We start from the raw sequence: 21,539 nt of genomic DNA on the forward strand, positions 1-21,539 counted from the left end.
TTGGGGAAATGTCCGATCCGGTTGCGAGCCCCTGGAAGAACGGCCATGGAACCCCGTTCGTCGAGCTCGACCGGGCCGACTGGGCCGCTCTCGCCCCCACGACGATGCTGCCGCTCCGGGAGACGGAGATCGTGCAGCTGCGGGGCCTCGGCGAACCGCTCGACCTCAGTGAGGTGACGGATGTCTACCTTCCCCTGAGCCGGCTGCTCAACCTCTACGCCGCAGGAGCCAGGCAGCTGCACCGGGCCACCAGCGACTTCCTCGGCGAGCGGGCGCAGCGCACGCCGTTCGTGATCGGCGTCGCCGGATCCGTCGCGGTCGGCAAGTCCACCATCGCCCGCCTGCTGCGGGAACTCCTCGCCCGGTGGGAGGACACCCCCCGGGTGGAACTCGTGACCACCGACGGTTTCCTCTTCCCCAATGCCGAACTGGGCCGGCGCGGCCTGATGGACCGCAAGGGATTCCCTGAATCGTACGACCGGCGCGCTCTGCTCCGCTTCGTGGCCGCGGTCAAGAGCGGCGCCGCCGAGGTGCGGGCCCCGTTCTACTCGCATCTGAGCTACGACATCGTTCCGGACGCCCAGATCGTGGTCCGCCAGCCCGACATCCTGATCGTCGAAGGTCTCAATGTGCTCCAGCCTCCGGGGCCGGGGCACGGGCTGTCGGTCAGCGACCTGTTCGACTTCACCGTGTTCGTCGACGCCCGCACCCAGGACATCGCCCGCTGGTACGAGGAGCGCTTCCTGAAGCTCCAACGGGGAGCTTTCACAAACCCGAAGTCGTACTTCCACCGCTTCTCCACGCTGACCGAGGCCGAGGCGCGCAGTCGGGCCCGGTCGATCTGGACCGAGATCAACGAGCCCAACCTGGTGCACAACATCCGCCCGACCCGGTCACGGGCGACTCTCGTGCTGCGAAAAGACCCCAACCACGCCGTCTCGAAGGTGCTCCTGCGCAAGGTGTGACTCGCCCCCGCGGTAACTCGCACCGGCGCTCGTGGACTCAGGCTCGGCGGGGACGTTCGCGGCAGCGGGTCCGGTCGCTCAGAGGGCCAGGCACTCCCGCACGACGTCGGCCAGGGCGTGCGCCAGCCGGTCGGCGGTCGCCTGGTCGGCAGCCTCGACCATGACGCGCACCATCGGTTCGGTGCCCGACGGGCGCAGCAGCACCCGCCCGGTCTCGCCGAGTTCGGCCTCGGCCGCGAGCACCGCGGAGGCGATCGTGTCGTCCTCACCCAGCGCGTGGTGGTCCACGCCGCGCACGTTCACCAGGATCTGCGGGTAGACCGTCATCACGGATGCCAGTTCGGCGAGGGTCTTGCCCGTGCGCGCCATCTCGGCAACGAGGTGCAGGCCGGTGAGGATTCCGTCACCGGTGGTGGCGAACTTGGTCATGATCACGTGACCGGACTGCTCGCCGCCCAGGGAGAGATCGTGTTCGTTGAGCGCTTCGAGCACGTACCGGTCGCCGACCTTGGTCTCGATCATGCGGATGTCGTTGGCCGCCATGGCCTTGCGCAGGCCGAGATTGCTCATCACCGTGGCGACGAGGGTACGGTCCTTGAGCACGCCGCGCTCGGCCATCGACACCGCGAGGATCGCCATGATCTGGTCACCGTCGACGATGTTGCCGTCGCGGTCCACCGCGAGGCACCGGTCGGCGTCGCCGTCATGCGCGATGCCGATGTCGGCTCCGCTGGCGAGCACGGCGGCGGCGAGGTTGTCGAGGTGGGTCGAGCCGACGCCGTCGTTGATGTTGAGACCGTCGGGGTCGGCGCCGATCACGGTCAGGCGCGCGCCGGCATCCGTGAAGACCTGCGGCGAGACGCCGGCGGCGGCGCCGTGGGCGCAGTCGAGCACGACGTGGATGCCGTCGAGGCGGTTCGGCAGGGTGCTGAGAAGGTGCACGACGTACCGGTCCTCGGCATCGGCGAACCTGCGGATGCGGCCCACGTCACCGCCGATCGGCGTGAGGTTGGGTCCCGCGAGGTGTTCCTCGATCCGGTCCTCGACGTCGTCGGGGAGCTTGGTGCCACCGAAGGCGAAAATCTTGATCCCGTTGTCGGGAGCGGCGTTGTGGGAGGCGGAGATCATCACGCCGAAGTCGGCGCCGATGTCCGATATCAGGAATGCGGCGGCGGGCGTCGGGATGACGCCGGCGTCGAGAACGTCCACCCCGGAGCTGGCCAGGCCTGCTGCGACGGCGGCGGAGATGAACTCGCCGGAAATGCGGGGGTCGCGGGCGAGCACCGCCACGGGGCGGCGGCCTTCCGCGAGACGCAGCCTGGCGCGGCGGCCCTGGGTGAGTACCGCCGCACTGGCCTGCGCGAGTGAGAGGGCCAGGCCAGCCGTGAGATCACGGTTGGCCAGGCCCCGAACACCGTCGGTACCGAATAGTCGAGGCATCTGGTACCGGCTATCGAGTTAGCGCTTGGAGAACTGAGGCGCCTTACGGGCCTTCTTGAGTCCGGCCTTCTTGCGCTCCTTGACGCGGGCGTCACGGTTGAGGAAGCCGGCCTTCTTCAGGATGGCACGGTTGTTCTCTTCGTCGATCTGGTTCAGCGAACGTGCGATGCCGAGACGCAGGGCGCCGGCCTGGCCGGACGGGCCACCACCGGTGATGCGGGCGATGACGTCGTAGCTGCCGATGAGGTCGAGCACCTTGAACGGGTCGTTGATCAGCTGCTGGTGCAGCTTGTTCGGGAAGTAGTCCCCGAATTCGCGGCCGTTCACCGTGATGGTGCCCGAGCCGGGAACGATGCGCACGCGGGCGATGGCCTGCTTGCGACGTCCCACGGCTGCGCCGGGAACGTTGAGGATGGCGCGGGGCGCCTTGGTTGCGGTCTCGGCGGGAGTCTCGGTCGAGTAGCTCTCCGGAGCCTGGTCAATCTGGTCTGCGATCTTCGCCACGATGTAGTGAATCCTTTTTTCTTAGAGTCGAGAAGTCTGGTGGCCGGCGCTACTGAGCGACCTGGGAGAGGGTGTACGGCTTCGGCTGCTGGGCAGCGTGCGGGTGCTCCGGGCCGGCGTAGACCTTCAGCTTGGCCAGCTGGGCGCGGCCGAGCGTGTTCTTCGGCAGCATGCCACGGATGGCCTTTTCCACTGCACGGGTCGGGTGCTTCTCGAGCATCTCCGAGTAGTTGGTGGCCGTGAGGCCGCCCGGGTAACCGGAGTGGCGGTACGCCATCTTCAGGTCGAGCTTCTTGCCGGTGAGGGCGATCTTCTCGGCGTTGATGATGATGACGAAATCGCCCATGTCCATGTGGGGAGAGAACGTTGCCTTGTGCTTTCCACGGAGGAGAACGGCGGCGTGGCTGGCAAGACGACCGAGAACGATGTCTGTGGCGTCGATGACGACCCAGTCGTGCTGGACTTCGCTTGCCTTGGGAGTGTAAGTGCGCGTCACTATTGAGCTGCTTTCTTGTTCGAACGGAGGTGTTCGTGAATCCCGCTCCGGGTGTGTTCCAAATCTGGGAACACGATCGATGGAGGGCTCACGTTCGTGTGCCTGGCTGCAACGCACAGACACCAAAGATCAATAGTAGTGGCCCCGGCCACCGGAGCGCAATTCCCCGTCGGCGGACGGCGCCTATTCCGTGTCGTCGATGAGTTCGCGGCGCGCCCTGGTCTCCCGGGCCCGGGCCGCGAGCTGCTCGTCGGCAGGGTAGGCGACCTCCATCAGAGTCAGCCCCTGCGGCGGCATCACCTTGAATTCGCTGGTCCTGGCCCGCTCGATCCGGAGGTCGACCAGCCGGTCCCCGGCCAGCCGGCCCTCGCCGACGGCGACGCAGGCGCCGACCAGGGCCCGCACCATGCTGTGGCAGAAGGCGTCTGCCTGCACGGATGCGACGAGCACGCCGTCCGGATCCCGTCGCCAGTGGAACTCCTGCAGGGTGCGGATGGTCGTCGCGCCCGGGCGCGGCTTGCAGTAGGTGGCGAAGTCGTGCAGGCCGATCAGCGTCGCCGCGGCTTCCGCCATCTTGTCCCCATCGAGCCGGAACCCGTGCCAGGTGGTGCGGAACCGTTGCAGCGGGTCGTGGCCGAGAACGGAATCCGCGATCCGGTACTCGTACCGCCGCCACAGGGGCGAGAAGCGCGCGTCGAAGCCGGGTGGGGCGATGCTCGAGGACTTGAGCACGATCTCGGGCTGGGTGACGAGGATGCCGCTCAGCCGCCGCTGCACCATCACCGCGAGCGGCGTCGGCGGGCGCCCCTTGCCGCGGCTGACCCGCACGAGACTGTCCGCCTGCTCCGCGTTCAGGTCGAAGTGCGCGACCTGCCCGGCGGCGTGCACCCCGGCATCCGTTCTCCCCGCGACGGTCAGGACAGGGGTCGGCGGGTGACTGTGCAGGATGCCGGCGAGCCCCGCCTCGATCTGGCCCTGCACGGTGCGCAGGCCCGGCTGGGTGGCCCACCCGGACATGCCGGTGCCGTCGTAGGCGATATCGAGCCTGATCCGGGTCGTTTCCGGCGGAAGGGTCTCGTCGAACACCGGGGGAAGAATCACGGAGGTAAGTGTATGGGCCGGGCCGGGTTATCGTTGAACCCGGACAGCGTCCGCTCCCGCCATGAATCCCAGTCGCCCCAACCCCACAGTCGCTCGCCCGGACTCCGTGGGCACGGCGCCGAAGCGCCTGGCCGGGCTGGACGGGCTGCGCGGGATAGCGGTCACCCTGGTGGCGGTCTACCACTTCTTCCCGGCCGCTTTGCCCGGCGGGTTCGTCGGCGTCGACGTCTTCTTCGTGATCAGCGGTTTCCTGATCACCGGGCTCCTGATCGCCGAGCACCGGCGCACGGGCAGGTTCGCCCTCCGCCGGTTCTGGCAGCGGCGGGCACTGCGCCTACTGCCGCCGCTGGTCCCCCTGGTCCTGGTGGCCTGCACCGCCGCCTGGCTCATCGGCGGGGACGTGCTGGTCGGGCTCGGCTGGCAGGTGCTCGGCGCGCTGACCTTCGGCTACAACTGGGTGTCGATCGCCGGGTCGACGAGCTACTTCGACACCGCCCAGCCCGAACTGTTCCGCAACCTGTGGTCGCTCGCGGTGGAGGAGCAGTTCTACCTGGTCTGGCCGTTCGTGCTCTTCGCCGTGCTTCTGATCCGCGGCCCCTGGCGCCGCGTGGCCCTGGTCGGCGGGCTCGCCGCGGCCGCCATGCTGTGGATGGCGGTGCTGTACCATCCGGGGAGCGACCCGACCCGGGTGTACTACGGCTCGGATACCCACAGCTTCGGTCTCTTCGCGGGTGCCGCCCTCGCGCTCCTGCTCGCCCCCGGCGCACCGGCGACGCCACTCCCCCGGCTCCGGGCGGTCCTCGGCCGGGCACGGCCGTGGCTGGGACTGACCGCCTTCGCCGGGCTCCTCGCCGCGGCCTGGGCGCTGCCCGCGACCGGGGCCGTGACCTACCGGGGCGGACTGGTCGCGGTCAGCCTGCTCAGCACTATCGTCGTCTGGGCCGCGGTCCGCGGCCGCCGGTTCGGACCGTCCCTCGATGTGGTGCCCCTGCGCTACCTCGGCGAGCGGTCGTACGGCATCTACCTCTGGCACTGGCCCGTGCTCGTGCTGGTGCAGGTGGCGTGGCCCGCGGCCGCCGGGCCCGCTGGGTTGGCGGGGTTGCCGGCCGGACTCTTCGCGGGGATCGTTGCCGGGGCGCTCACCCTGTCGGCGGCGGCGGCGTCTTATCGCTGGCTGGAGCGACCCGTCCGGGCCTCTGGGGTGCGGGCCGGCATCCGTCGGCTGTCCGCCGCAGCGTCCGGCTCGGTCCCGCGGCGCGCACTCGTGGCCGTCGGCATGGTCGCCTCGCTGCTCGTCGTCGGAGGCACGGCGGCGGCGCTGGTCACCGCGCCCCGCGAGACCAGCGCGCAGCAGGAGATCGACCGCGGGCAGAGGGCGATGGATGCCGCGGCCGCGGCCGCGGTCGCCGCCAGGCGCGCCGCCGACTCCAGTCACCGGCCGCTGCCCGGCGGCAGCATGATCACCGCGGTGGGCGACTCGGTGATGCTGGCGTCCGCCCCCGAGCTGCAGACCAGCTTCCCGGGGATCTCCATCGATGCCGCGGTGAACCGGGGCATGCGCTCCGCACCCGGCATCCTCGCCGCCCTCGACCAGGCCGGCACCCTGCGCTCGGTCGTCGTCATCGGGCTCGGCACGAACGGGCCGATCGACGAGGATGAGCTCGCCGCGATCCAGGCCGTGACCGGACCGAATCGGCAGTTGATCATGGTCAACGCCTTCGCCGAGCGAGACTGGACTGCCGGCGTCAACGCCACCCTGGCCGACTTCTCCGCCCGGTATCCGCTCGTGGAACTGGCCGACTGGCACGATGCGATCGCGCCGCGCTCCGACGTGCTCGCCGAAGACAACATCCACCCGGGACCGACCGGCGGGCAGATCTACGCCGACACCATCTCCTCGGCGATCCGGCTCCTCGCCACCCACCCGCCGCGCGGACCGCTCGACGTCTACCGCCTAGGCGAGTAATCGGCCGGCCTCGCCCGTTCCTCCCCCGGCTTCCCGATTCCGCCGCCGAACTGTGAGTTCGGCACCGCTTCGGGCCGCCGAAAAACAGGTGCGCAGCTCACAGTTCGGCGAGGTGTACCCGGGGCGGATGAGGCTTTTGGGCATGGAAAAAGGGGCCCGACCTGAGTCGGACCCCTTTCAGATAAGCAAAGAGCTCGCGCTTACTTGGCTTCCTCAGCGTCGGCCGGGGCAGCGGCGTCGGCTTCAACGACCTCGACCGGTGCGGCGTCGGCTTCAACGACCTCGACCGGGGCAGCCTCTTCAGCGACAGGCTTCGCGGCCTTGGCGGAGGAGGACTTCTTGACCTTCGGGGTCAGCGGCTCGAGGACGAGCTCCATCTGGACCATCGAGGCGTTGTCGCCCTTGCGGAAGCCGAGCTTCGTGATGCGGGTGTAGCCGCCCTCGCGAAGTGCAACCTGCGGCGCGATCTCGGTGAAGAGTTCGTGCACGACGGTCTTGTCGCCGATGGTGGCGAGGACGCGACGACGGGCGTGCAGGTCGCCCTTCTTCGCGAACGTGATCAGTCGCTCGGCAACCGGACGCAGGCGCTTGGCACGGGTCTCGGTCGTCTTGATCGACTTGTGGGTGAACAGGGACGCGGCCAGGTTGGCGAGCATCAGGCGCTCGTGGGCCGGTCCGCCGCCGAGGCGGGCTCCCTTAGTGGGCGTAGGCATTGGTAATCTCCAGTATCAAAAGTCGAAAGTCAGTCTGAGCGACTGCTTTAGATGGTTTCTTCGTCGTAGCCGCTGTAGAAGTGGGCGCCGTCGAATCCGGGCACCGAGTCCTTGAGCGACAGGCCGAGCTCTACGAGCTTGTCCTTGACCTCATCCACCGACTTCTGACCGAAGTTGCGGATGTTCATCAGCTGGGTCTCCGAGAGGGCGACCAGTTCGCTGACGTTGTTGATGCCTTCACGCTTGAGGCAGTTGTACGAACGAACCGACAGATCGAGGTCTTCGATCGGAATCGACAGTTCGGTCGACAGCACGGCGTCGACCGGCGCGGGGCCGATTTCGATGCCCTCAGCGGCGGTGTTCAGCTCGCGGGCCAGACCGAACAGCTCGGTCAGCGTGCGACCGGCGGATGCGATGGCGTCGCGAGGCGAAATCGCCGACTTGGTCTCCACGTCGACGACGAGGCGGTCGAAGTCGGTGCGCTCACCGGCACGAGTTGCCTCGACACGGTAGGTCACCTTGAGCACGGGCGAGTAGATCGAGTCGACCGGGATCTGGCCGGCCTCTGAGTACTCGTTGCGGTTCTGGGTGGCCGACACGTAGCCACGGCCACGCTCGATGGTCAGTTCGAGTTCGAACTTCGCCTTGTCGTTCAACGTGGCGATGACCAGCTCGGGGTTGTGCACCTCGACCCCGGCCGGAGCCGAGATGTCAGCGGCGGTGACCTGGCCGGAACCCTGCTTGCGCAGGTACGCGGTGATCGGCTCGTCGTGCTCGCTGGAGATGACGAGACCCTTGATGTTCAGGATGATCTCGGTGACATCTTCTTTGACACCGGGAACGGTGCTGAACTCGTGCAGCACACCGTCGATCCGGATGCTGGTGACAGCGGCTCCCGGGATCGAGGACAGCAGGGTGCGGCGCATCGAGTTGCCGAGGGTGTAACCGAAACCAGGCTCGAGAGGTTCGATGACGAACCTGGATCGGAACTCCGAAATGTTCTCTTCGGTGAGCGTGGGGCGCTGTGCGATAAGCACTATTGATTCCTTTCGGCTAAGTGTCCGCTATATGACACTTGCGTGGCGAGGTATTGAGTGTGAAAGAAAACGGTGACCTGGCAGCGACAGGCTCGAGTCCGAGCCTGTCGCTGCCAGGGTGGCGGTGATCGAGCCGGTCGAAAGCTCGACGAACTCGATCACCGCGAGGGAGTTAGACCCGGCGACGCTTGGGCGGGCGGCATCCGTTGTGAGCCTGGGGCGTCACATCGTTGATCGAACCGACCTCGAGGCCGGCGGCCTGAAGCGAACGGATCGCCGTCTCGCGTCCGGAGCCGGGGCCCTTGACGAAGACGTCTACCTTCTTCATGCCGTGCTCCTGCGCCTGGCGGGCGGCCGACTCGGCTGCCAGCTGTGCGGCGAACGGGGTCGACTTGCGCGAACCCTTGAAGCCGACTCCACCTGAGGACGCCCAGCTGATGACCGCACCGGTGGTGTCGGTGATCGAGACGATGGTGTTGTTGAACGTGCTCTTGATGTGGGCCTGGCCCACAGCGATGTTCTTCTTTTCTTTCTTGCGCGGCTTCCGAACGGCCGACTTTGGTGCTGCCATGAATTTCTCCTGAATCCTGAGGGCGAGACGGGCCGGGCCGAGGCCTAGCGCGCCTTCTTCTTGCCGGCTACGGTGCGCTTCGGGCCCTTGCGGGTGCGAGCGTTGGTCTTGGTGCGCTGGCCGCGAACGGGCAGGCCCTTGCGGTGGCGGATGCCCTCGTAGCTGCCGATCTCGACCTTGCGGCGGATGTCAGCGGCAACCTCACGGCGGAGGTCACCCTCAACCTTGAAGGTTCCTTCGATGTAGTCACGGAGGGCGACGAGCTGGTCGTCACTCAAATCCTTGACTCGGATGTTTCCATCGATTTCAGTGTCGGCGAGGGTCTTGAGTGCCCTCGTACGGCCAACACCAAAGATGTAAGTCAGTGCAACTTCCACGCGCTTGTCGCGAGGAATATCAACGCCGGCTAGACGTGCCATTGTGGCTTCTCCTGTATATGAGTGGAGGTCTGTAGCACTGCCTGTTCATCGGCCTCCAACCGATGGTGTCGCCCCGAAGGGTTCCCGGCAGTGCTATTTTCTGTATTCAGTTTGTCTCGACGTGCCCGGCACCTGTGCGGTGATCGGGCGTGTCAAGATCAGCCCTGACGCTGCTTGTGACGCGGGTTCTCGCAGATGACCATCACGTTGCCGTTTCGGCGGATGACCTTGCACTTGTCGCAGATCTTCTTGACGCTGGGCTTGACTTTCATTGTGTGTCCTTGTATTCGCTGTCTTCGTACCCCAGGAACGCCTCGGGCCGTTACTTACAGCAACGCTTACTTGTAGCGGTAGACGATCCGGCCGCGAGTCAGGTCGTACGGGCTCAGCTCCACGATCACGCGGTCCTCAGGGAGGATACGGATGTAGTGCTGACGCATCTTGCCCGAAATGTGGGCAAGAACTTTGTGGCCGTTGGTCAGCTCAACACGAAACATCGCGTTGGGAAGAGCTTCGACTACTGCGCCCTCGATTTCGATGACACCGTCTTTTTTTGCCATAACTCACTATCGCTAGGGTATTGATTGCTGGTCGTGCGTGGATTGTGGTGCCTTGACACGCCGAAAGCGACGGCATCAGACACCAAGGATTTACTCTATGGTATGAAGTTGCAATTTGCCAATTCATGCCTATAATCCTCGGAGTGTCCGACGCCGCCGCCGGGTTCGTGCCCTCGAGCGTGTTGTCTACAGGCGGTCCTGGGCCGCGCGGACGACCTGCACCACGTCCGCGAAGAGCGGATGCGCGGGGTCGAGACCGCAGACCTGGCCGGTGAACGCCTCCGCGGTCTCGGAGCGCAGCATCCGTTGCAGTTCGACGCTCTGTTCGTCATCCGGCACGTCGAACCGGAGGGCCGCGCCGACCGCCGCGAGCAGCGCCGTCGGGCGCGCGCCGCCTTCGGCGATCTCCGCCGCCGGCCCGATGAACCGCTCGTGGCGGCTGAGCTTGCGCATCGGCTGGCGCCCCACCCGTTCGACCGTGTCCGGCAGGGCGGGGTTCGCGAAGCGCACCAGGATCTTCTCCCGGTAGGCGCGCTGCGCCGCCTCGTCGAGGCCGTGCTTGGCCACGAGCAGGGCGGAGGTCTCCTCCAGCACGCGACGGGCCCCGTCCAGGACCTCGGGCACCGAGAGGGCGTCGGAGATCCGGGACACGCCGGCGAGCGAGCCGAGGTAGGCCACCGTGGCGTGGCCGGTGTTCACGGTGAACAGCTTGCGCTCGATGTAGGGGGCCAGGTTGTCGACGAAGGTCGCCCCGGGGATGACCGGGGCGGAGTCGCCGAAGGCGCCACGCTCGATCACCCATTCGTAGAACGCCTCGACGGTGACGTCGATGCCGGATCCGGCCGCCTGGCCGGGCACGATCCGGTCGACCGCCGTGTTGGCGAACGCGGCCCTCCGGGAGAGGTACTCCCGGTCCTCGGCGGACACGTCCTTCCAGACGTGCCCGGCGAGCACGTCGGTGGCGTTGATCGCGTTCTCGCAGGCCATCACGGCGAGCGGCGCGAGCTCGGCCGCCCTCCGTCTCAGGCCGGCGAGGATCACCGGCGCCACGAAGGGGAGGACCGTCGGCCCGACCGCCGTCGTGACGATGTCGGCGGTCGCGATCTCCTCGATCAGCCGTTCCTCCTCGGCGCGGCTGTTGATGGCGCGGAAGTCGTCGACCACGCGGTCGGTCGACGTCTCCCCTGCCTCGTGCACGGTGTAGCTCGTCGCGGCCTGCAGGGCCTCGATCAGGGAAGCATCCACATCGGCGAAGACAACCTCGTATCCGGCATCGTGGAGCAGGAGGCCGACGAATCCGCGGCCGATGTTGCCCGCGCCGAAGTGGATGGCTTTCATTCTGCGTTGACCTCCTCGAGGAGCGTGAAGATGTCCTCGGCCGTTACGGCATCGATCAGTTTCTGCACCTCGTCCTCGTCCGAGAAGACGACGGCGATCTTCGAGAGGATCCCCAGGTGCTCATTGTTGAGTCCGGCGATGCCGACGGCGAACCGCACCGGCTGCCCGTCCCAGTCGATCGGTTCGGGATAGCGCACGAGCGACAGGGATGACCGGATGATCGACTCCTTGGCTTCGTTCGTGCCGTGCGGGATGGCGAGGAAGTTGCCCATGTAGGTCGACACGCTCGCCTCCCGGTCGAACATCGAGTCGACGTAGGCGCTGGTCACGGCGCCGGCCGCCACGAGCAGGGCGCCGGCCTCGCGGATCGCGTCCTGCTTCGTGGTGGCCGTGCCGGCGGCCACCACGTTGCCGGGTTCCAGGATGTGCTGGGTCATCGTGTTGCTTCCTCGGTCGCCCGGCTCTGCAGCAGGGTGACGACCTCGTCGTATTTCGGGCTGTTCATGAAGTTGTCCACCGAGACGAAGATCGAGTCGGGCGACTTGGCCTGCGCTCGGGCGGCCAGGTCCTGGTGGGTGATGACCAGGTCGGCCGTGCCGTCGAGGTTCGCGATGGCCTGGTTGACCACAGTGATGCCGTCGAGCCCGGCCTTCTTGATCTTGTTGCGGAGCACCGATGCGCCCATGGCGCTCGAGCCCATGCCGGCGTCGCAGGCGAAGACGATGTTCTTGACCGGACGGCTGGTGCCGACCGCCGTGGCGCCCGCTCCGGCGAGTCCGCCGAGGACGCTGCTGGACTTGCCCTTCATCGCCTCCGTCTTCGCGACGGCCCCGGTCAGGTCGCCGTCGAGGCCGTTGGCGATGTCGCGCTTGCGGCTGGACCGCAGGATGACCGCGGCGATCAGGAACGACACCGTAGCGGAGAGGATCACGGAGAGGATCACGCCGACGTAGCTGTCCGACGCGGTCTGGATGAGGACCGCGAAGATGCTGCCCGGTGAGGCCGGAGCGCGCAGGCCGGTCTGGAAGGCCACGTTGGTCGCCACGCCGGTCATGCCGCCGCCGATGGCCGCGAGGATGAGGATCGGCTTCATCAGCACATACGGGAAGTAGATCTCGTGGATGCCGCCGAGGAAGTGGATGATGATCGCACCGGGCGCGCTCGCCCGGGCAAGGCCGAGACCGAAGAACGAGTAGGCGAGCAGGATGCCGAGGCCGGGGCCGGGGTTCGCTTCGATCAGGAAGAGCAGCGACTTTCCGGATTCCGAGACCTGCTGAACGCCGATCGGCGTGAACACGCCGTGGTTGATGGCGTTGTTGAGGAACAGCACCTTGCCGGGCTCCACCAGGATGCTCGCCAGCGGCAGCAGGTTGTTGGCGACGAGCCAGTTCACGCCACTCTCCAGCACGGAGCTGAAGCCGGTCACGACGGGGGCGATTCCGAAGAACGCCCCGAGGGCGAGGATGCCGCCGAGGATGCCGGCGGAGAAGTTGTCCACCAGCATCTCGAAGCCGGGCTTGATCTTGCCGGCCCACAGGCCGTCGAGCTTCTTCAGCAGGTACGCCGAGAGCGGGCCGACGAGCATGGCGCCGATGAACATCGGGATCTCACTGCCGACGATGACACCCATCGTGGCGATCGTGGCGATGACACCGCCGCGGATGCCGTAGACCATCCGGCCACCGGTGTTGGCGATGAGCAGTGGGAGCAGGTACACGATCATCGGGCCGACCATCTTGGCGACCGTTTCGTTGGGGGTCCAGCCGGTGGGAATGAAGAACGCGGTGATGAGACCCCACGCGATGAAGGCCGCGATGTTGGGCATGATCATTCCGCTGAGGAAGGTGCCGAAACGCTGGACGTGCACGCGGGCTCCCCCGCTCTTGTTCTGTGTCCCGGTTGACGTCGTCGTCATTTTTCTGCCTTTCGTGTTGGTTGTGATTGTGCTGGTGCGTGGATTGTGTGCGTGCGGATCACGCCTGGGCGTCGTGGTCGGTGGTGAGCAGGCCGGCGAGGGTGTCGAGCACGAGGTCGGCATCGGTTCCTTCGGCGGTCAGGGTGACCTCGTCGCCGAAGTTGATGCCGAGCGAGATGACCCCGAGGATGCTTGCCGCGTCCGCGACAGTGCCGCCCTTGGCGGCCAGTGTGACCTCGAGGCCGGAATCGGAGGCGGCCTGCGTGAACAGCCTCGCCGGCCGGGCGTGCAGCCCGTGGGTCGATCCGATCAGAACGGTGCGTTCAGCCATCGGAGTGTGTCCTTTCTCGTGCATTCGTTCTCCCGCGGTCTCGGTGGAGTCCGGGGGTGGTCAGCCGGTCAGAGTGTGCAGCGCCGCTTCTAGTGCCTCGTCGCCATCCTGTGCGGTGAAGACGGTGGCCGGCAGCAGCGAGCAGCCTGCGCCCGCCCGTTCGGCCAGTGCAGTGAACTCGTCGAAGCGGGGAGCAAGGTGCGGTCCGACCAGGAGGACATCGACGCCGTCGAGGGCATCCGGCAGGTCCGACTCGCTACCCGCCGACACCTCCAGGTCGAGGCCGCGGGCTGCGGCCGTCCGGCGCATCCGGAGGGCCACGAACGTGCTGGACGCACCGGCACCGCAGACAACCAAAATCTTCATCGATTCTCCTTTCGCAGTAGCGCTGAGCCCAGTCTGGCCAGATGGTCCTGATCCGGCCACCACGTCCTTTTCCGCACCCCCGGAAGCGGTTCTGAGCGGAACAACGGGCCAGGCGTGGTTGACTACAAGCGGATTGATGGAGCTGTGTGCAATGAGCGATAAACAGACACGGATGCTGGACTACCTGTCCCAGACGCCGGCCTGGGTCACCGCCGGCGAGCTTGCCGACCTCCTGGGCGTCACCCCTCGCACCGTGCGGAGCTACATCACCGCGGTGAAGGCGGCCGCGCATCCGCTCGAGGTCGTCGAATCGGGTGCCGCCGGGTACCGGCTCGACCTGGATGCCTACGCCGCCTACCGGGCAGCGCGGCGGTCGAGCACCGAGCCGGAGACCCCGCAGAACCGGCTGTACGCGCTGGTGCGCCGGCTCACCGAGGCGGAGGCCGGACTCGACGTCTACGACCTGTCCGAGGAGTTGTTCGTCAGCGACTCAACCGTCGACGCCGACCTGGCGAAGGTCAGGCAGCTGCTTCCCGACACCGGGCTCACCCTGATCCGCCACGGCAGCGTGGTCACCCTCAAGGGCTCCGAGACGGATCGCCGCCGCCTTCTCAGCCGGATGTTCCGGGAGGAGAGTTCCCGCGGCCTGCTCGAGCTCGAGGCGATCCAGAAGGAGTTCGCGTCCGAGAGTCTGGGGGCGTTCAAGACCGACCTGATTGCGATGCTCGACTCCCAGGGCTACTTCGTCAACGAGTACGGCACCAACGACGTGCTTCTGCATGTGGCCATCGCGATCGACCGGGTGACCAGGCGCACCGCCCCCGTGTTCGCCGCCGCCTCCACCGGCCCGCCCGACGACATGACCCTGGCCCTCGCCGCCCTGGTCACACGCCATTTCCAGGTCGAACTGGGCAGCGGGGACCTCGATTACCTGGCCCTGCTCCTGAAGACCAGGGTGATCACGCCCGGCCACGACAAGCCCGCCGCCGTGCTGATCGAAAGCTTCGTGCGCGCCGAAGACCTCGAATCGGTGCGCCGGATCGTCGGCCAGGCCGGTGAGGAGTTCCTGGTCGACCTGGTCGAGGAGAATTTCATCGTTCGCCTGACGCTGCACGTTCGAAACCTGATCAACCGCGCGCAGGACCGTTCGTACTCGCACAATCCGCTCACCCGGTCGATCAAGACGAGCTACCCGATGATCTACGAGCTGGCGGTGTACATCGCCAGCGCGCTGCAACGCCAGGAGAACATCGTCATCAACGACGATGAGATCGCCTATATAGCCATGCACGTCGGGGCGCACCTGCAGCAGCAGTCCCGCCGGGAAGACCTGGTCAGCTGCGCCCTGGTCTGCCCGAACTACTACGACATGCACGTGCTGCTCCGGGAACGCATCGAACGGGTGCTGGGCGACGAGCTCGAGGTGGTCTCGGTGATCACCCGCAGCGACGTCGAATGGGCGGAGATCGAGGCGGACCTGGTGCTCACCACCATCGACCCGCTGGTGCCCTCCGAGGGCGTCATCGTGATCCAGCCGTTCCTCACCGAGGGCGACATCGAACGGGTCAGGAAGGCCGCCAGCCGCATCCGCCGGATGCGTCGCCGCGCCCACCTCAAAGACGACCTGCTGCAGTTCTTCGACGAGTCGCTGTTCTCGCACAACTTCTACGTCGCCGACGAGAGCGCCATGATCAGGGCCCTCGGCGAACGGATGCTCAGCCAGGGCACCATCGGGCAGGACTACATCGACGGCGCGATCGAACGCGAACTGATGTCGTCGACGGCGTTCACCGACAATCTCGCGGTGCCGCACTCGATGTCGATGACGGCGAACCAGACCTCGATCGCAGTCGTCGTCAACGACTCACCGATGGACTGGGGTGAGAACCGGGTCAACGTGGTGGCCCTGGTGGCGTTCAGCAAGGAAGGACGGCGCAGTTTCCAGACCGTCTTCGACCAATTCGTCGAGGTCTTCTCAGACCGTGCCGATGTGCAGCGACTGGTGAAACGGTCCGTGGACTTCGCCTCGTTCATCGACGAACTCGTCCACCTGATGGACCAGTAACCGGCTGGAACTCCGGCGCCGGCTCAGGCCGTCGCGTCCACCCAACTGCGGGACTTGAAGGCGTAGATGGCCGCGTCCAGGGCCTCGTCGCCGTTCTGCGAGGCGAAGACGGTGTCCGGAAGGAGCGCGATGCCGACCCCGGCCTTGATCGCCTGCGCCCGGATCTTCTCATAGCGCGGCGCCAGGTGCGGCCCGACCAGCAGCACGTCGACCGGCCCGAGGGAACCGGGCAGGTCGGATTCGCTTCCGGCGTGCACCGAGACATCGAGGCCCCGCTCGGTCGCCGTGTGGCGAACGCGGTGTGCCACGAAGGCGCTGGAGGCACCGGCACCGCAGACGACGAGGATCTTCATTGACGTGCTCTTTTCTCTTGGCGGGTTGTACCCACCTCAAGTCTCTCGCGTCCGGCGCTGCCCCGCCACCAAACCGCGCCCGGCCCAATCCCCCGTTCGCGAGGCCTTGCGGGGGACTCCCCTACTGGATCGGCACCGGGGTGATGCCGAGCGGCGCCAGGCCGGCGGCGCCGCCGTCTTCCGCGGTGAGCACCCAGATGCCGTCCTTGTGCACGGCGACGCTGTGTTCCCAGTGCGCGGCGGCTTTGCCGTCTCGGGTGGCGACGGTCCAGTCGTCAGCCCGGGTGTACGTCTCGATGTCGCCGAGCACGACCATGGGTTCGATCGCGACGACCAGGCCGGGCTTGACGTCCGGGCCCTTCTGCCGCACCCGGTAGTTGAACACCGGCGGGGCCTCGTGCATGGACCGGCCGATGCCGTGGCCGACGTAGTCGGTCAGGATCCCGTACTGGCCCTGGGATTCGACATAGTCCTCGATGGCGTCGCCGACCTCGTTCAGGTGGCGCGCGACCGCCAGCCTGGCGATGCCGTGCCAAAGGGACTGCTCGGTCACCTCCGAGAGCTTCTGGCGTTCCGCCACGAGCTCAGGCCGGCTCGGGTCGGGAATGACGAAGCTGAAAGCCGCGTCGCCGTTCCAGCCGTCCAGGATCGCGCCGCTGTCGATTGAGACGAGGTCACCGGCCGCGAGGACCCGGGAGCCGGGGATGCCGTGCACGACGTCGTCGTTGACCGACGCGCAGACCGTGTGGTGGTAGCCCTGTTCGAGTTTGAAATTCGGCTGTCCGCCCAGCGCCACGATGGCGGCCTCCGCCGCGGCGTCGATCTCCAGGGTCGTCGCCCCGGCCCGGATCGCGGCGCGGGCCGCGTTCAGCGACGCGGCCGTCGCCAGGCCCGGGGCGAGCATGAGTCGCATCTGCGCCGGCGACTTGTAGATGGAACGTCGAAGGCTCATGGTGTCGATCCCTGCATTGCTGATTGTCGTGCGTGAATTGCCGCCGGCCGGGTGCGGCCCGCGTGCGCTCGGGCCCGCGGCTCAGGCGGCGTGGATGCCGCGCTCTGCCAGGGCGTCAAGGATGCGGGTGGTGACCTCGTCGACGGCGCCCAGGCCGTCCACGGTGACCACGATGCCGCGGGAGCCGTAGATGTCGATCAGCGGGGCGGTCTGCTCCGCGTATACGTCCAGGCGGTGCCGGATGACCTCGGCCGTGTCATCGGCCCGGCCCTGCTCGGCTGCACGCTTGAGCAGCCGGGCGACGACCTCGTCGGTGTCGGCGACGATCTGCACGACGACGTCGAGGGCAGTTCCGTCGGCTTCGAGCAGACGGTCCAGCTCCTGCACCTGGTCGAGCGTGCGCGGGTACCCGTCGAGCAGGAAGCCCGCGGCGGCATCGGCCTGGTGCAGGCGGTCGCTGACGATCGCGTTGGTCAGGGAGTCGGGCACGTACTTGCCGGCGTCGATGTACTCCTGCACCTGGATGCCGAGGGGGGTCTTGTTCTTCACGTTGTAACGGAAGATGTCCCCGGTCGAGACGGCCGGGATCGCGAAGGCCGTGGCCATCCGCTCGGCCTGGGTGCCCTTGCCGGCCCCGGGCGGGCCGATCACGAGGAGACGCGTCATCGGAGAAGCCCTTCGTAGTGGCGCTGCTGGAGCTGCGAGTCGATCTGCTTGACCGTCTCGAGTCCGACGCCGACGATGATCAGGATGCTCGCTCCACCGAACGGGAAGTTCTGGTCGGCGCCGATCGCGGAGAAGGCGATCAGCGGCAGCAGCGCGATCAACCCCAGGTACAGGGCGCCGGGCAGGGTCACCCGGGTGAGCACGAAGTCGAGGTACTCGGCCGTGGGGCGTCCCGCGCGGATACCGGGGATGAAGCCGCCGTACTTCTTCATGTTGTCGGCGACCTCTTCGGGGTTGAAGGTGATCGCGACGTAGAAGTAGGTGAAGCCGACGATGAGCAGGAAGTACATTGCCATGTAGAGCGGGTGATCGCCCTTGGTCAGGTTGTTGGTGATCCAGGTCACCCAGGCGGCGGGCGACTGGCCGGCCGCGGGCTGGTTGAACTGCGCGATCAGAGCGGGCAGGTACAGCAGCGATGAGGCGAAGATGACGGGCACGACGCCGGCCATGTTCACCTTGATCGGGATGTAGGTGTTGTTCCCGCCGTAGGTGCGGCGACCGACCATCCGTTTGGCGTATTGCACAGGGATGCGCCGCTGTGACTGCTCGACGAAGACCACGGCGGCCACCACGAGCAGGCCGACCACGATCACGATCAGAAGGATGTCGATGCCCTTCTGCTGGCCGATCGCACCGAGCGAGTTCGGGAAGCGGGCCGCGATCGAGGTGAAGATCAGCAGGGACATGCCGTTGCCGATGCCGCGCTCGGTGATGAGCTCACCCATCCACATGATCACGCCGGTGCCGGCGGTCATGGTGATGACCATGAGCATGATGGCGTACCAGGCGTCATTGGTGATCAGTTGCGAGCACTCGGAGCTGGCCGACGTGCCGAAGAGAGCACCACTGCGGGCCACCGTGATCAGCGTCGTCGACTGGAGGATGCCGAGGGCGATGGTGAGGTAGCGCGTGTACTGGGTCAGGGTGCTCTGACCGGACGCACCCTCCTTGTAGAGGGTTTCAAAGTGTGGGATGACCACGCGCAGCAGCTGCACGATGATCGAGGCCGTGATGTACGGCATGATGCCCAGCGCGAAGACTGAGAGCTGCAGCAGTGCGCCACCGCTGAACAGGTTGACGAGCTCGTAGAGGCCGCTGGTTCCCTGGTTCGCGGCAAGACAGGCTTGCACGTTTCCGAAGTCGACGAACGGCGCCGGGATGAATGAGCCCAGGCGGAACAGGGCAACGATCCCCAGGCTGAACCCGATCTTCTTGCGAAGGTCGGGCGTGCGGAATATCCGCGCAATGGCGCTGAACACAATGCCTCCAGTTGATAACGTGAAAAACGAGCTTGTCGAGACCAGCATCGAAAGATTTCGATCGGTGGCCTCGACAAGCTCGTTCAGCGTCGACGGACTTACTTGATTGAGCCACCTGCAGCGACGATCTTCTGCTCTGCTGAGCCGGAGACCTTGTCCACCGCAATGTTCAGCTTAACGGCAATGTCACCGTTGCCGAGAACCTTGACCTTCTCGTTGTCGCGAACCGCGCCCTTGGCCACCAGGTCGGCGATGGTTACATCGCCGCCGTTCGGGTAGAGCTCGGCCAGCTTCTCCAGGTTGACAACCTGGTACTCGACGCGGAACGGGTTCTTGAACCCGCGCAGCTTCGGGGTGCGCATGTGCAGAGGCATCTGCCCACCCTCGAAGCCGACGCGCACGTTGTAGCGTGCCTTCGTGCCCTTTGTGCCACGACCCGCGGTCTTACCCTTGGATCCTTCACCACGTCCGACGCGCTGACGCGACTTCTTGGCGCCGGCGGCGGGACGAAGGTGGTGCACCTTCAGGACCTGCTCGCGCTTCTCAGCAGGAGCGGCCTTGACGGCAACCTTGGCGGCAGCAGCCTTCTTGGGGGCTGCAGCCTTCTTCTCGGTGGCGGGCTTGGCGGCTGTCGTCTTGACAGCGTCCTTCTCGTCAGCCATTAGTCGATCTCCTCAACCTTGACAAGGTGAGCGACGGTGTTGACGTAGCCGCGGTTCTGCGAGTTGTCCTCGCGGATGACCACGGCGCCGATGCGTCGGAGACCCAGGCTGCGAAGCGTGTCGCGCTGGTTCTGCTTCTCACTAATTTTGGACTTGATCTGTGTCACTTTGAGGCGAGCCATCAGGCACCTGCCTTTGCTGCCGCTGCGGCTGCTGCCGCTGCGGCGTCGGCACGCAGGAAGCGTGCCGGGGCAACGTCTTCGTACGCGAGGCCACGGCGAGCCGCAACCGCACGCGGCTCTTCGAGCTGGTGCAGGGCCTCGACAGTGGCGTGGACGATGTTGATGGTGTTCGACGAGCCGAGCGACTTGCTCAGCACGTCGTGGATGCCGGCGCACTCGAGTACGGCGCGCACCGGGCCACCGGCGATAACGCCGGTACCTGCTGCGGCCGGACGGAGCAGAACGACGCCTGCAGCGGCCTCACCCTGGACGGGGTGCGGGATGGTCAGGCCAACGCGGGGAACGCGGAAGAAGTTCTTCTTCGCTTCCTCGACACCCTTGGAGATCGCGGTAGGCACTTCACGCGCCTTGCCGTAGCCGACTCCGACCAGTCCGTTGCCGTCTCCGACGACGACGAGGGCGGTGAAGCTGAAGCGACGACCACCCTTGACGACCTTGGACACCCGGTTGATGGTGACGACGCGCTCCAGGAACTGGCTCTTGTCGGCATCGCGGCTACCGCGGTCCTTGTTGGGGTTGCGCTCACGGCCACCACGACGAGCCTCACGAGGCTCGTTCTGCGGGGGCGTCGTCGACGCAGCAGTTTCGACGGGTGCCTCAGCGGCCACCACGTTCTCCTTCGTTGCTGTGCTTGCAGTTTCAGTGCTCACAGGTTCAATCCACCCTCTCGAGCTCCCTCGGCGATGGCAGCGACGCGTCCTGCGTACTTGCTGCCGCCACGGTCAAATACGACGGCTTCGATACCGGCGGCCTTCGCGCGCTCGGCGACGAGTTCGCCGACCTTGCGGGCCTTGGCGGTCTTGTCACCATCGAAGGTGCGCAGACCGTCTTCGAGCGTGGACGCCGACGCAAGGGTGAAGCCCTTGCTGTCGTCGACGACCTGCACGAACACGTGGCGAGCCGAACGGGTCACGACGAGACGCGGCCGAAGCGCGGTCCCCTCGATCTTCTTGCGAAGACGTGTGTGCCTGCGTCCGCGGGCAGCAGCCTTGCTCTTACCTCTAGTTCCGAGACCCATGGTTACTTACCACTCTTTCCGGCCTTGCGGCGAACAATCTCGCCGGCGTAACGCACACCCTTGCCCTTGTAGGGCTCTGGCTTGCGAATCTTACGGATGTTGGCGGCGACTTCGCCGACAGCCTGCTTGTCGATGCCACCGACCGTGAGGCGGTTGACGCTCTCCACGGTGAGGGTGATGCCGGCAGGTGCCTCGACGAGGACCGGGTGCGAGAAGCCGAGGGCGAACTCGATGGAGGTGCCCTTCTGGGCGACGCGGTAACCGGTACCGACGATCTCGAGCGACTTGGTGTAACCCGTGGTCACTCCGATGATCTGGTTGGCGATCAGCGTGCGGGTCAGGCCGTGCAGCGAACGCGAGTTGCGCTCGTCGTTCGGGCGAGTGACGACGACGTGGCCGTCTTCGATCTTGACCTCGATGGGGTTGGCGACGGTGAGCGCGAGCTCGCCCTTCGGACCCTTGACGCTGATGAGCTGGCCGTCAGCGGCCACAGTGACATCCGCGGGGATCGGGATGGGGAGTCTTCCAATACGTGACATC

At 66.5% G+C, this 21,539-nt stretch carries 27 protein-coding genes; 3 read left to right on the plus strand and 24 right to left on the minus strand.

Annotated elements, in window-relative coordinates; all coding sequences use genetic code 11:
* The first annotated feature begins 8 nt into the window (after positions 1–8).
* Positions 9–965 carry a type I pantothenate kinase gene (gene coaA, locus E3O32_RS07515; RefSeq protein WP_134508179.1) on the plus strand — a complete coding sequence of 319 codons (957 nt, stop codon included), beginning with the start codon at positions 9–11 and terminating at the stop codon, positions 963–965.
* A gap of 78 nt (positions 966–1,043) precedes the next feature.
* Here coaA and glmM read toward each other — a convergent pair whose 3' ends face one another.
* The 4 genes from glmM to E3O32_RS07535 all read right to left on the minus strand — a co-directional run bounded on the left by glmM (position 1,044) and on the right by E3O32_RS07535 (position 4,422).
* Positions 1,044–2,405 (minus strand): phosphoglucosamine mutase, encoded by a 1,362-nt coding sequence (gene glmM, locus E3O32_RS07520; protein ID WP_134508181.1) that lies wholly within the window; start codon positions 2,403–2,405, stop codon positions 1,044–1,046.
* Between the two features lie 18 nt (positions 2,406–2,423).
* Positions 2,424–2,909 (minus strand): 30S ribosomal protein S9, encoded by a 486-nt coding sequence (gene rpsI / locus E3O32_RS07525; protein ID WP_134508183.1) that lies wholly within the window; start codon positions 2,907–2,909, stop codon positions 2,424–2,426.
* Positions 2,910–2,958: 49 nt separating this feature from the next.
* On the minus strand, positions 2,959–3,405 hold the full coding sequence (rplM, locus tag E3O32_RS07530) for a 50S ribosomal protein L13 (protein ID WP_134508185.1): 447 nt from the start codon (positions 3,403–3,405) through the stop codon (positions 2,959–2,961).
* 183 nt (positions 3,406–3,588) lie between these two features.
* Positions 3,589–4,422, minus strand: a complete 834-nt coding sequence (locus E3O32_RS07535) for a tRNA pseudouridine synthase A (protein ID WP_134508363.1) — start codon at positions 4,420–4,422, stop codon at positions 3,589–3,591.
* 145 nt (positions 4,423–4,567) lie between these two features.
* Between E3O32_RS07535 and E3O32_RS07540 the strand changes: the two genes are divergently transcribed.
* On the plus strand, positions 4,568–6,472 hold the full coding sequence (locus E3O32_RS07540) for an acyltransferase family protein (protein ID WP_134508187.1): 1,905 nt from the start codon (positions 4,568–4,570) through the stop codon (positions 6,470–6,472).
* Positions 6,473–6,672: 200 nt separating this feature from the next.
* On the opposite strand, the gene rplQ is transcribed toward E3O32_RS07540, so the two are convergent.
* The 11 genes from rplQ to E3O32_RS07595 all read right to left on the minus strand — a co-directional run bounded on the left by rplQ (position 6,673) and on the right by E3O32_RS07595 (position 13,722).
* Positions 6,673–7,185 carry a 50S ribosomal protein L17 gene (gene rplQ / locus E3O32_RS07545; protein ID WP_134508188.1) on the minus strand — a complete coding sequence of 171 codons (513 nt, stop codon included), beginning with the start codon at positions 7,183–7,185 and terminating at the stop codon, positions 6,673–6,675.
* Between the two features lie 47 nt (positions 7,186–7,232).
* The gene (locus E3O32_RS07550) at positions 7,233–8,222 is read right to left on the minus strand and encodes a DNA-directed RNA polymerase subunit alpha (protein WP_134508190.1); all 990 of its coding nucleotides are present in this window, start codon (positions 8,220–8,222) and stop codon (positions 7,233–7,235) included.
* Positions 8,223–8,394: 172 nt separating this feature from the next.
* A complete protein-coding gene (gene rpsK, locus E3O32_RS07555; protein WP_055821293.1) occupies positions 8,395–8,793 on the minus strand; it encodes a 30S ribosomal protein S11 in 399 nt (132 codons plus the stop codon).
* 44 nt (positions 8,794–8,837) lie between these two features.
* A complete protein-coding gene (gene rpsM, locus E3O32_RS07560) occupies positions 8,838–9,212 on the minus strand; it encodes a 30S ribosomal protein S13 (RefSeq protein WP_134363338.1) in 375 nt (124 codons plus the stop codon).
* A gap of 158 nt (positions 9,213–9,370) precedes the next feature.
* Positions 9,371–9,484, minus strand: coding sequence for a 50S ribosomal protein L36 (rpmJ, locus tag E3O32_RS07565; protein WP_035834639.1), 114 nt, complete (start codon positions 9,482–9,484; stop codon positions 9,371–9,373).
* Between the two features lie 66 nt (positions 9,485–9,550).
* Positions 9,551–9,772, minus strand: coding sequence for a translation initiation factor IF-1 (gene infA / locus E3O32_RS07570; RefSeq protein ID WP_022883252.1), 222 nt, complete (start codon positions 9,770–9,772; stop codon positions 9,551–9,553).
* Between the two features lie 186 nt (positions 9,773–9,958).
* Positions 9,959–11,110, minus strand: a complete 1,152-nt coding sequence (locus E3O32_RS07575; protein WP_134508191.1) for a mannitol-1-phosphate 5-dehydrogenase — start codon at positions 11,108–11,110, stop codon at positions 9,959–9,961.
* Positions 11,107–11,547 (minus strand): PTS mannitol transporter subunit IIA, encoded by a 441-nt coding sequence (locus tag E3O32_RS07580; RefSeq protein WP_134508193.1) that lies wholly within the window; start codon positions 11,545–11,547, stop codon positions 11,107–11,109. The genes E3O32_RS07575 and E3O32_RS07580 overlap by 4 nt, the downstream gene beginning before the upstream one ends.
* Complete coding sequence (locus E3O32_RS07585; protein WP_134508195.1) at positions 11,544–13,025, minus strand: PTS mannitol transporter subunit IIBC; 1,482 nt, start codon at positions 13,023–13,025, stop codon at positions 11,544–11,546. The genes E3O32_RS07580 and E3O32_RS07585 overlap by 4 nt, the downstream gene beginning before the upstream one ends.
* A 58-nt stretch (positions 13,026–13,083) precedes the next feature.
* Positions 13,084–13,356, minus strand: a complete 273-nt coding sequence (locus tag E3O32_RS07590; RefSeq protein WP_134508197.1) for an HPr family phosphocarrier protein — start codon at positions 13,354–13,356, stop codon at positions 13,084–13,086.
* A 60-nt stretch (positions 13,357–13,416) separates the two neighbouring features.
* Positions 13,417–13,722 (minus strand): PTS sugar transporter subunit IIB, encoded by a 306-nt coding sequence (locus E3O32_RS07595; RefSeq protein ID WP_134508199.1) that lies wholly within the window; start codon positions 13,720–13,722, stop codon positions 13,417–13,419.
* Between the two features lie 151 nt (positions 13,723–13,873).
* On the opposite strand from E3O32_RS07595, the gene E3O32_RS07600 reads away from it, so the two are divergent.
* Positions 13,874–15,787 carry a BglG family transcription antiterminator gene (locus tag E3O32_RS07600; protein ID WP_241974699.1) on the plus strand — a complete coding sequence of 638 codons (1,914 nt, stop codon included), beginning with the start codon at positions 13,874–13,876 and terminating at the stop codon, positions 15,785–15,787.
* A 23-nt stretch (positions 15,788–15,810) separates the two neighbouring features.
* Here the strand turns inward: E3O32_RS07600 and E3O32_RS07605 are convergent, their stop codons facing one another.
* From E3O32_RS07605 to rplF, 9 genes are all read right to left on the minus strand, one after another.
* Positions 15,811–16,140 (minus strand): PTS sugar transporter subunit IIB, encoded by a 330-nt coding sequence (locus E3O32_RS07605; protein WP_134508203.1) that lies wholly within the window; start codon positions 16,138–16,140, stop codon positions 15,811–15,813.
* A 121-nt stretch (positions 16,141–16,261) separates the two neighbouring features.
* Positions 16,262–17,092 (minus strand): type I methionyl aminopeptidase, encoded by an 831-nt coding sequence (gene map / locus E3O32_RS07610; protein ID WP_134508205.1) that lies wholly within the window; start codon positions 17,090–17,092, stop codon positions 16,262–16,264.
* Positions 17,093–17,173: 81 nt separating this feature from the next.
* Positions 17,174–17,758, minus strand: coding sequence for an adenylate kinase (locus tag E3O32_RS07615; RefSeq protein WP_134508207.1), 585 nt, complete (start codon positions 17,756–17,758; stop codon positions 17,174–17,176).
* On the minus strand, positions 17,755–19,077 hold the full coding sequence (secY, locus tag E3O32_RS07620; RefSeq protein WP_134508209.1) for a preprotein translocase subunit SecY: 1,323 nt from the start codon (positions 19,075–19,077) through the stop codon (positions 17,755–17,757). The genes E3O32_RS07615 and secY overlap by 4 nt, the downstream gene beginning before the upstream one ends.
* A gap of 98 nt (positions 19,078–19,175) precedes the next feature.
* Positions 19,176–19,739, minus strand: a complete 564-nt coding sequence (rplO, locus tag E3O32_RS07625) for a 50S ribosomal protein L15 (RefSeq protein WP_134508211.1) — start codon at positions 19,737–19,739, stop codon at positions 19,176–19,178.
* Positions 19,739–19,921, minus strand: a complete 183-nt coding sequence (gene rpmD / locus E3O32_RS07630; RefSeq protein ID WP_174774754.1) for a 50S ribosomal protein L30 — start codon at positions 19,919–19,921, stop codon at positions 19,739–19,741. Before rpmD ends, rplO begins: the two co-directional genes overlap by 1 nt.
* Positions 19,921–20,631: a 30S ribosomal protein S5 gene (gene rpsE, locus E3O32_RS07635; protein WP_370249150.1), complete on the minus strand. Its 711-nt coding sequence runs from the start codon at positions 20,629–20,631 to the stop codon at positions 19,921–19,923. Before rpsE ends, rpmD begins: the two co-directional genes overlap by 1 nt.
* Positions 20,628–20,999 carry a 50S ribosomal protein L18 gene (rplR, locus tag E3O32_RS07640; protein WP_134508213.1) on the minus strand — a complete coding sequence of 124 codons (372 nt, stop codon included), beginning with the start codon at positions 20,997–20,999 and terminating at the stop codon, positions 20,628–20,630. Before rplR ends, rpsE begins: the two co-directional genes overlap by 4 nt.
* 2 nt (positions 21,000–21,001) lie before the next feature.
* Positions 21,002–21,538, minus strand: a complete 537-nt coding sequence (gene rplF, locus E3O32_RS07645) for a 50S ribosomal protein L6 (protein ID WP_134508215.1) — start codon at positions 21,536–21,538, stop codon at positions 21,002–21,004.
* Position 21,539: the final 1 nt, after the last annotated feature.

It is taken from the genome of Cryobacterium mannosilyticum, from assembly GCF_004402705.1.
In the GTDB taxonomy this organism is placed as follows: Bacteria; Actinomycetota; Actinomycetes; order Actinomycetales; family Microbacteriaceae; genus Cryobacterium; species Cryobacterium mannosilyticum.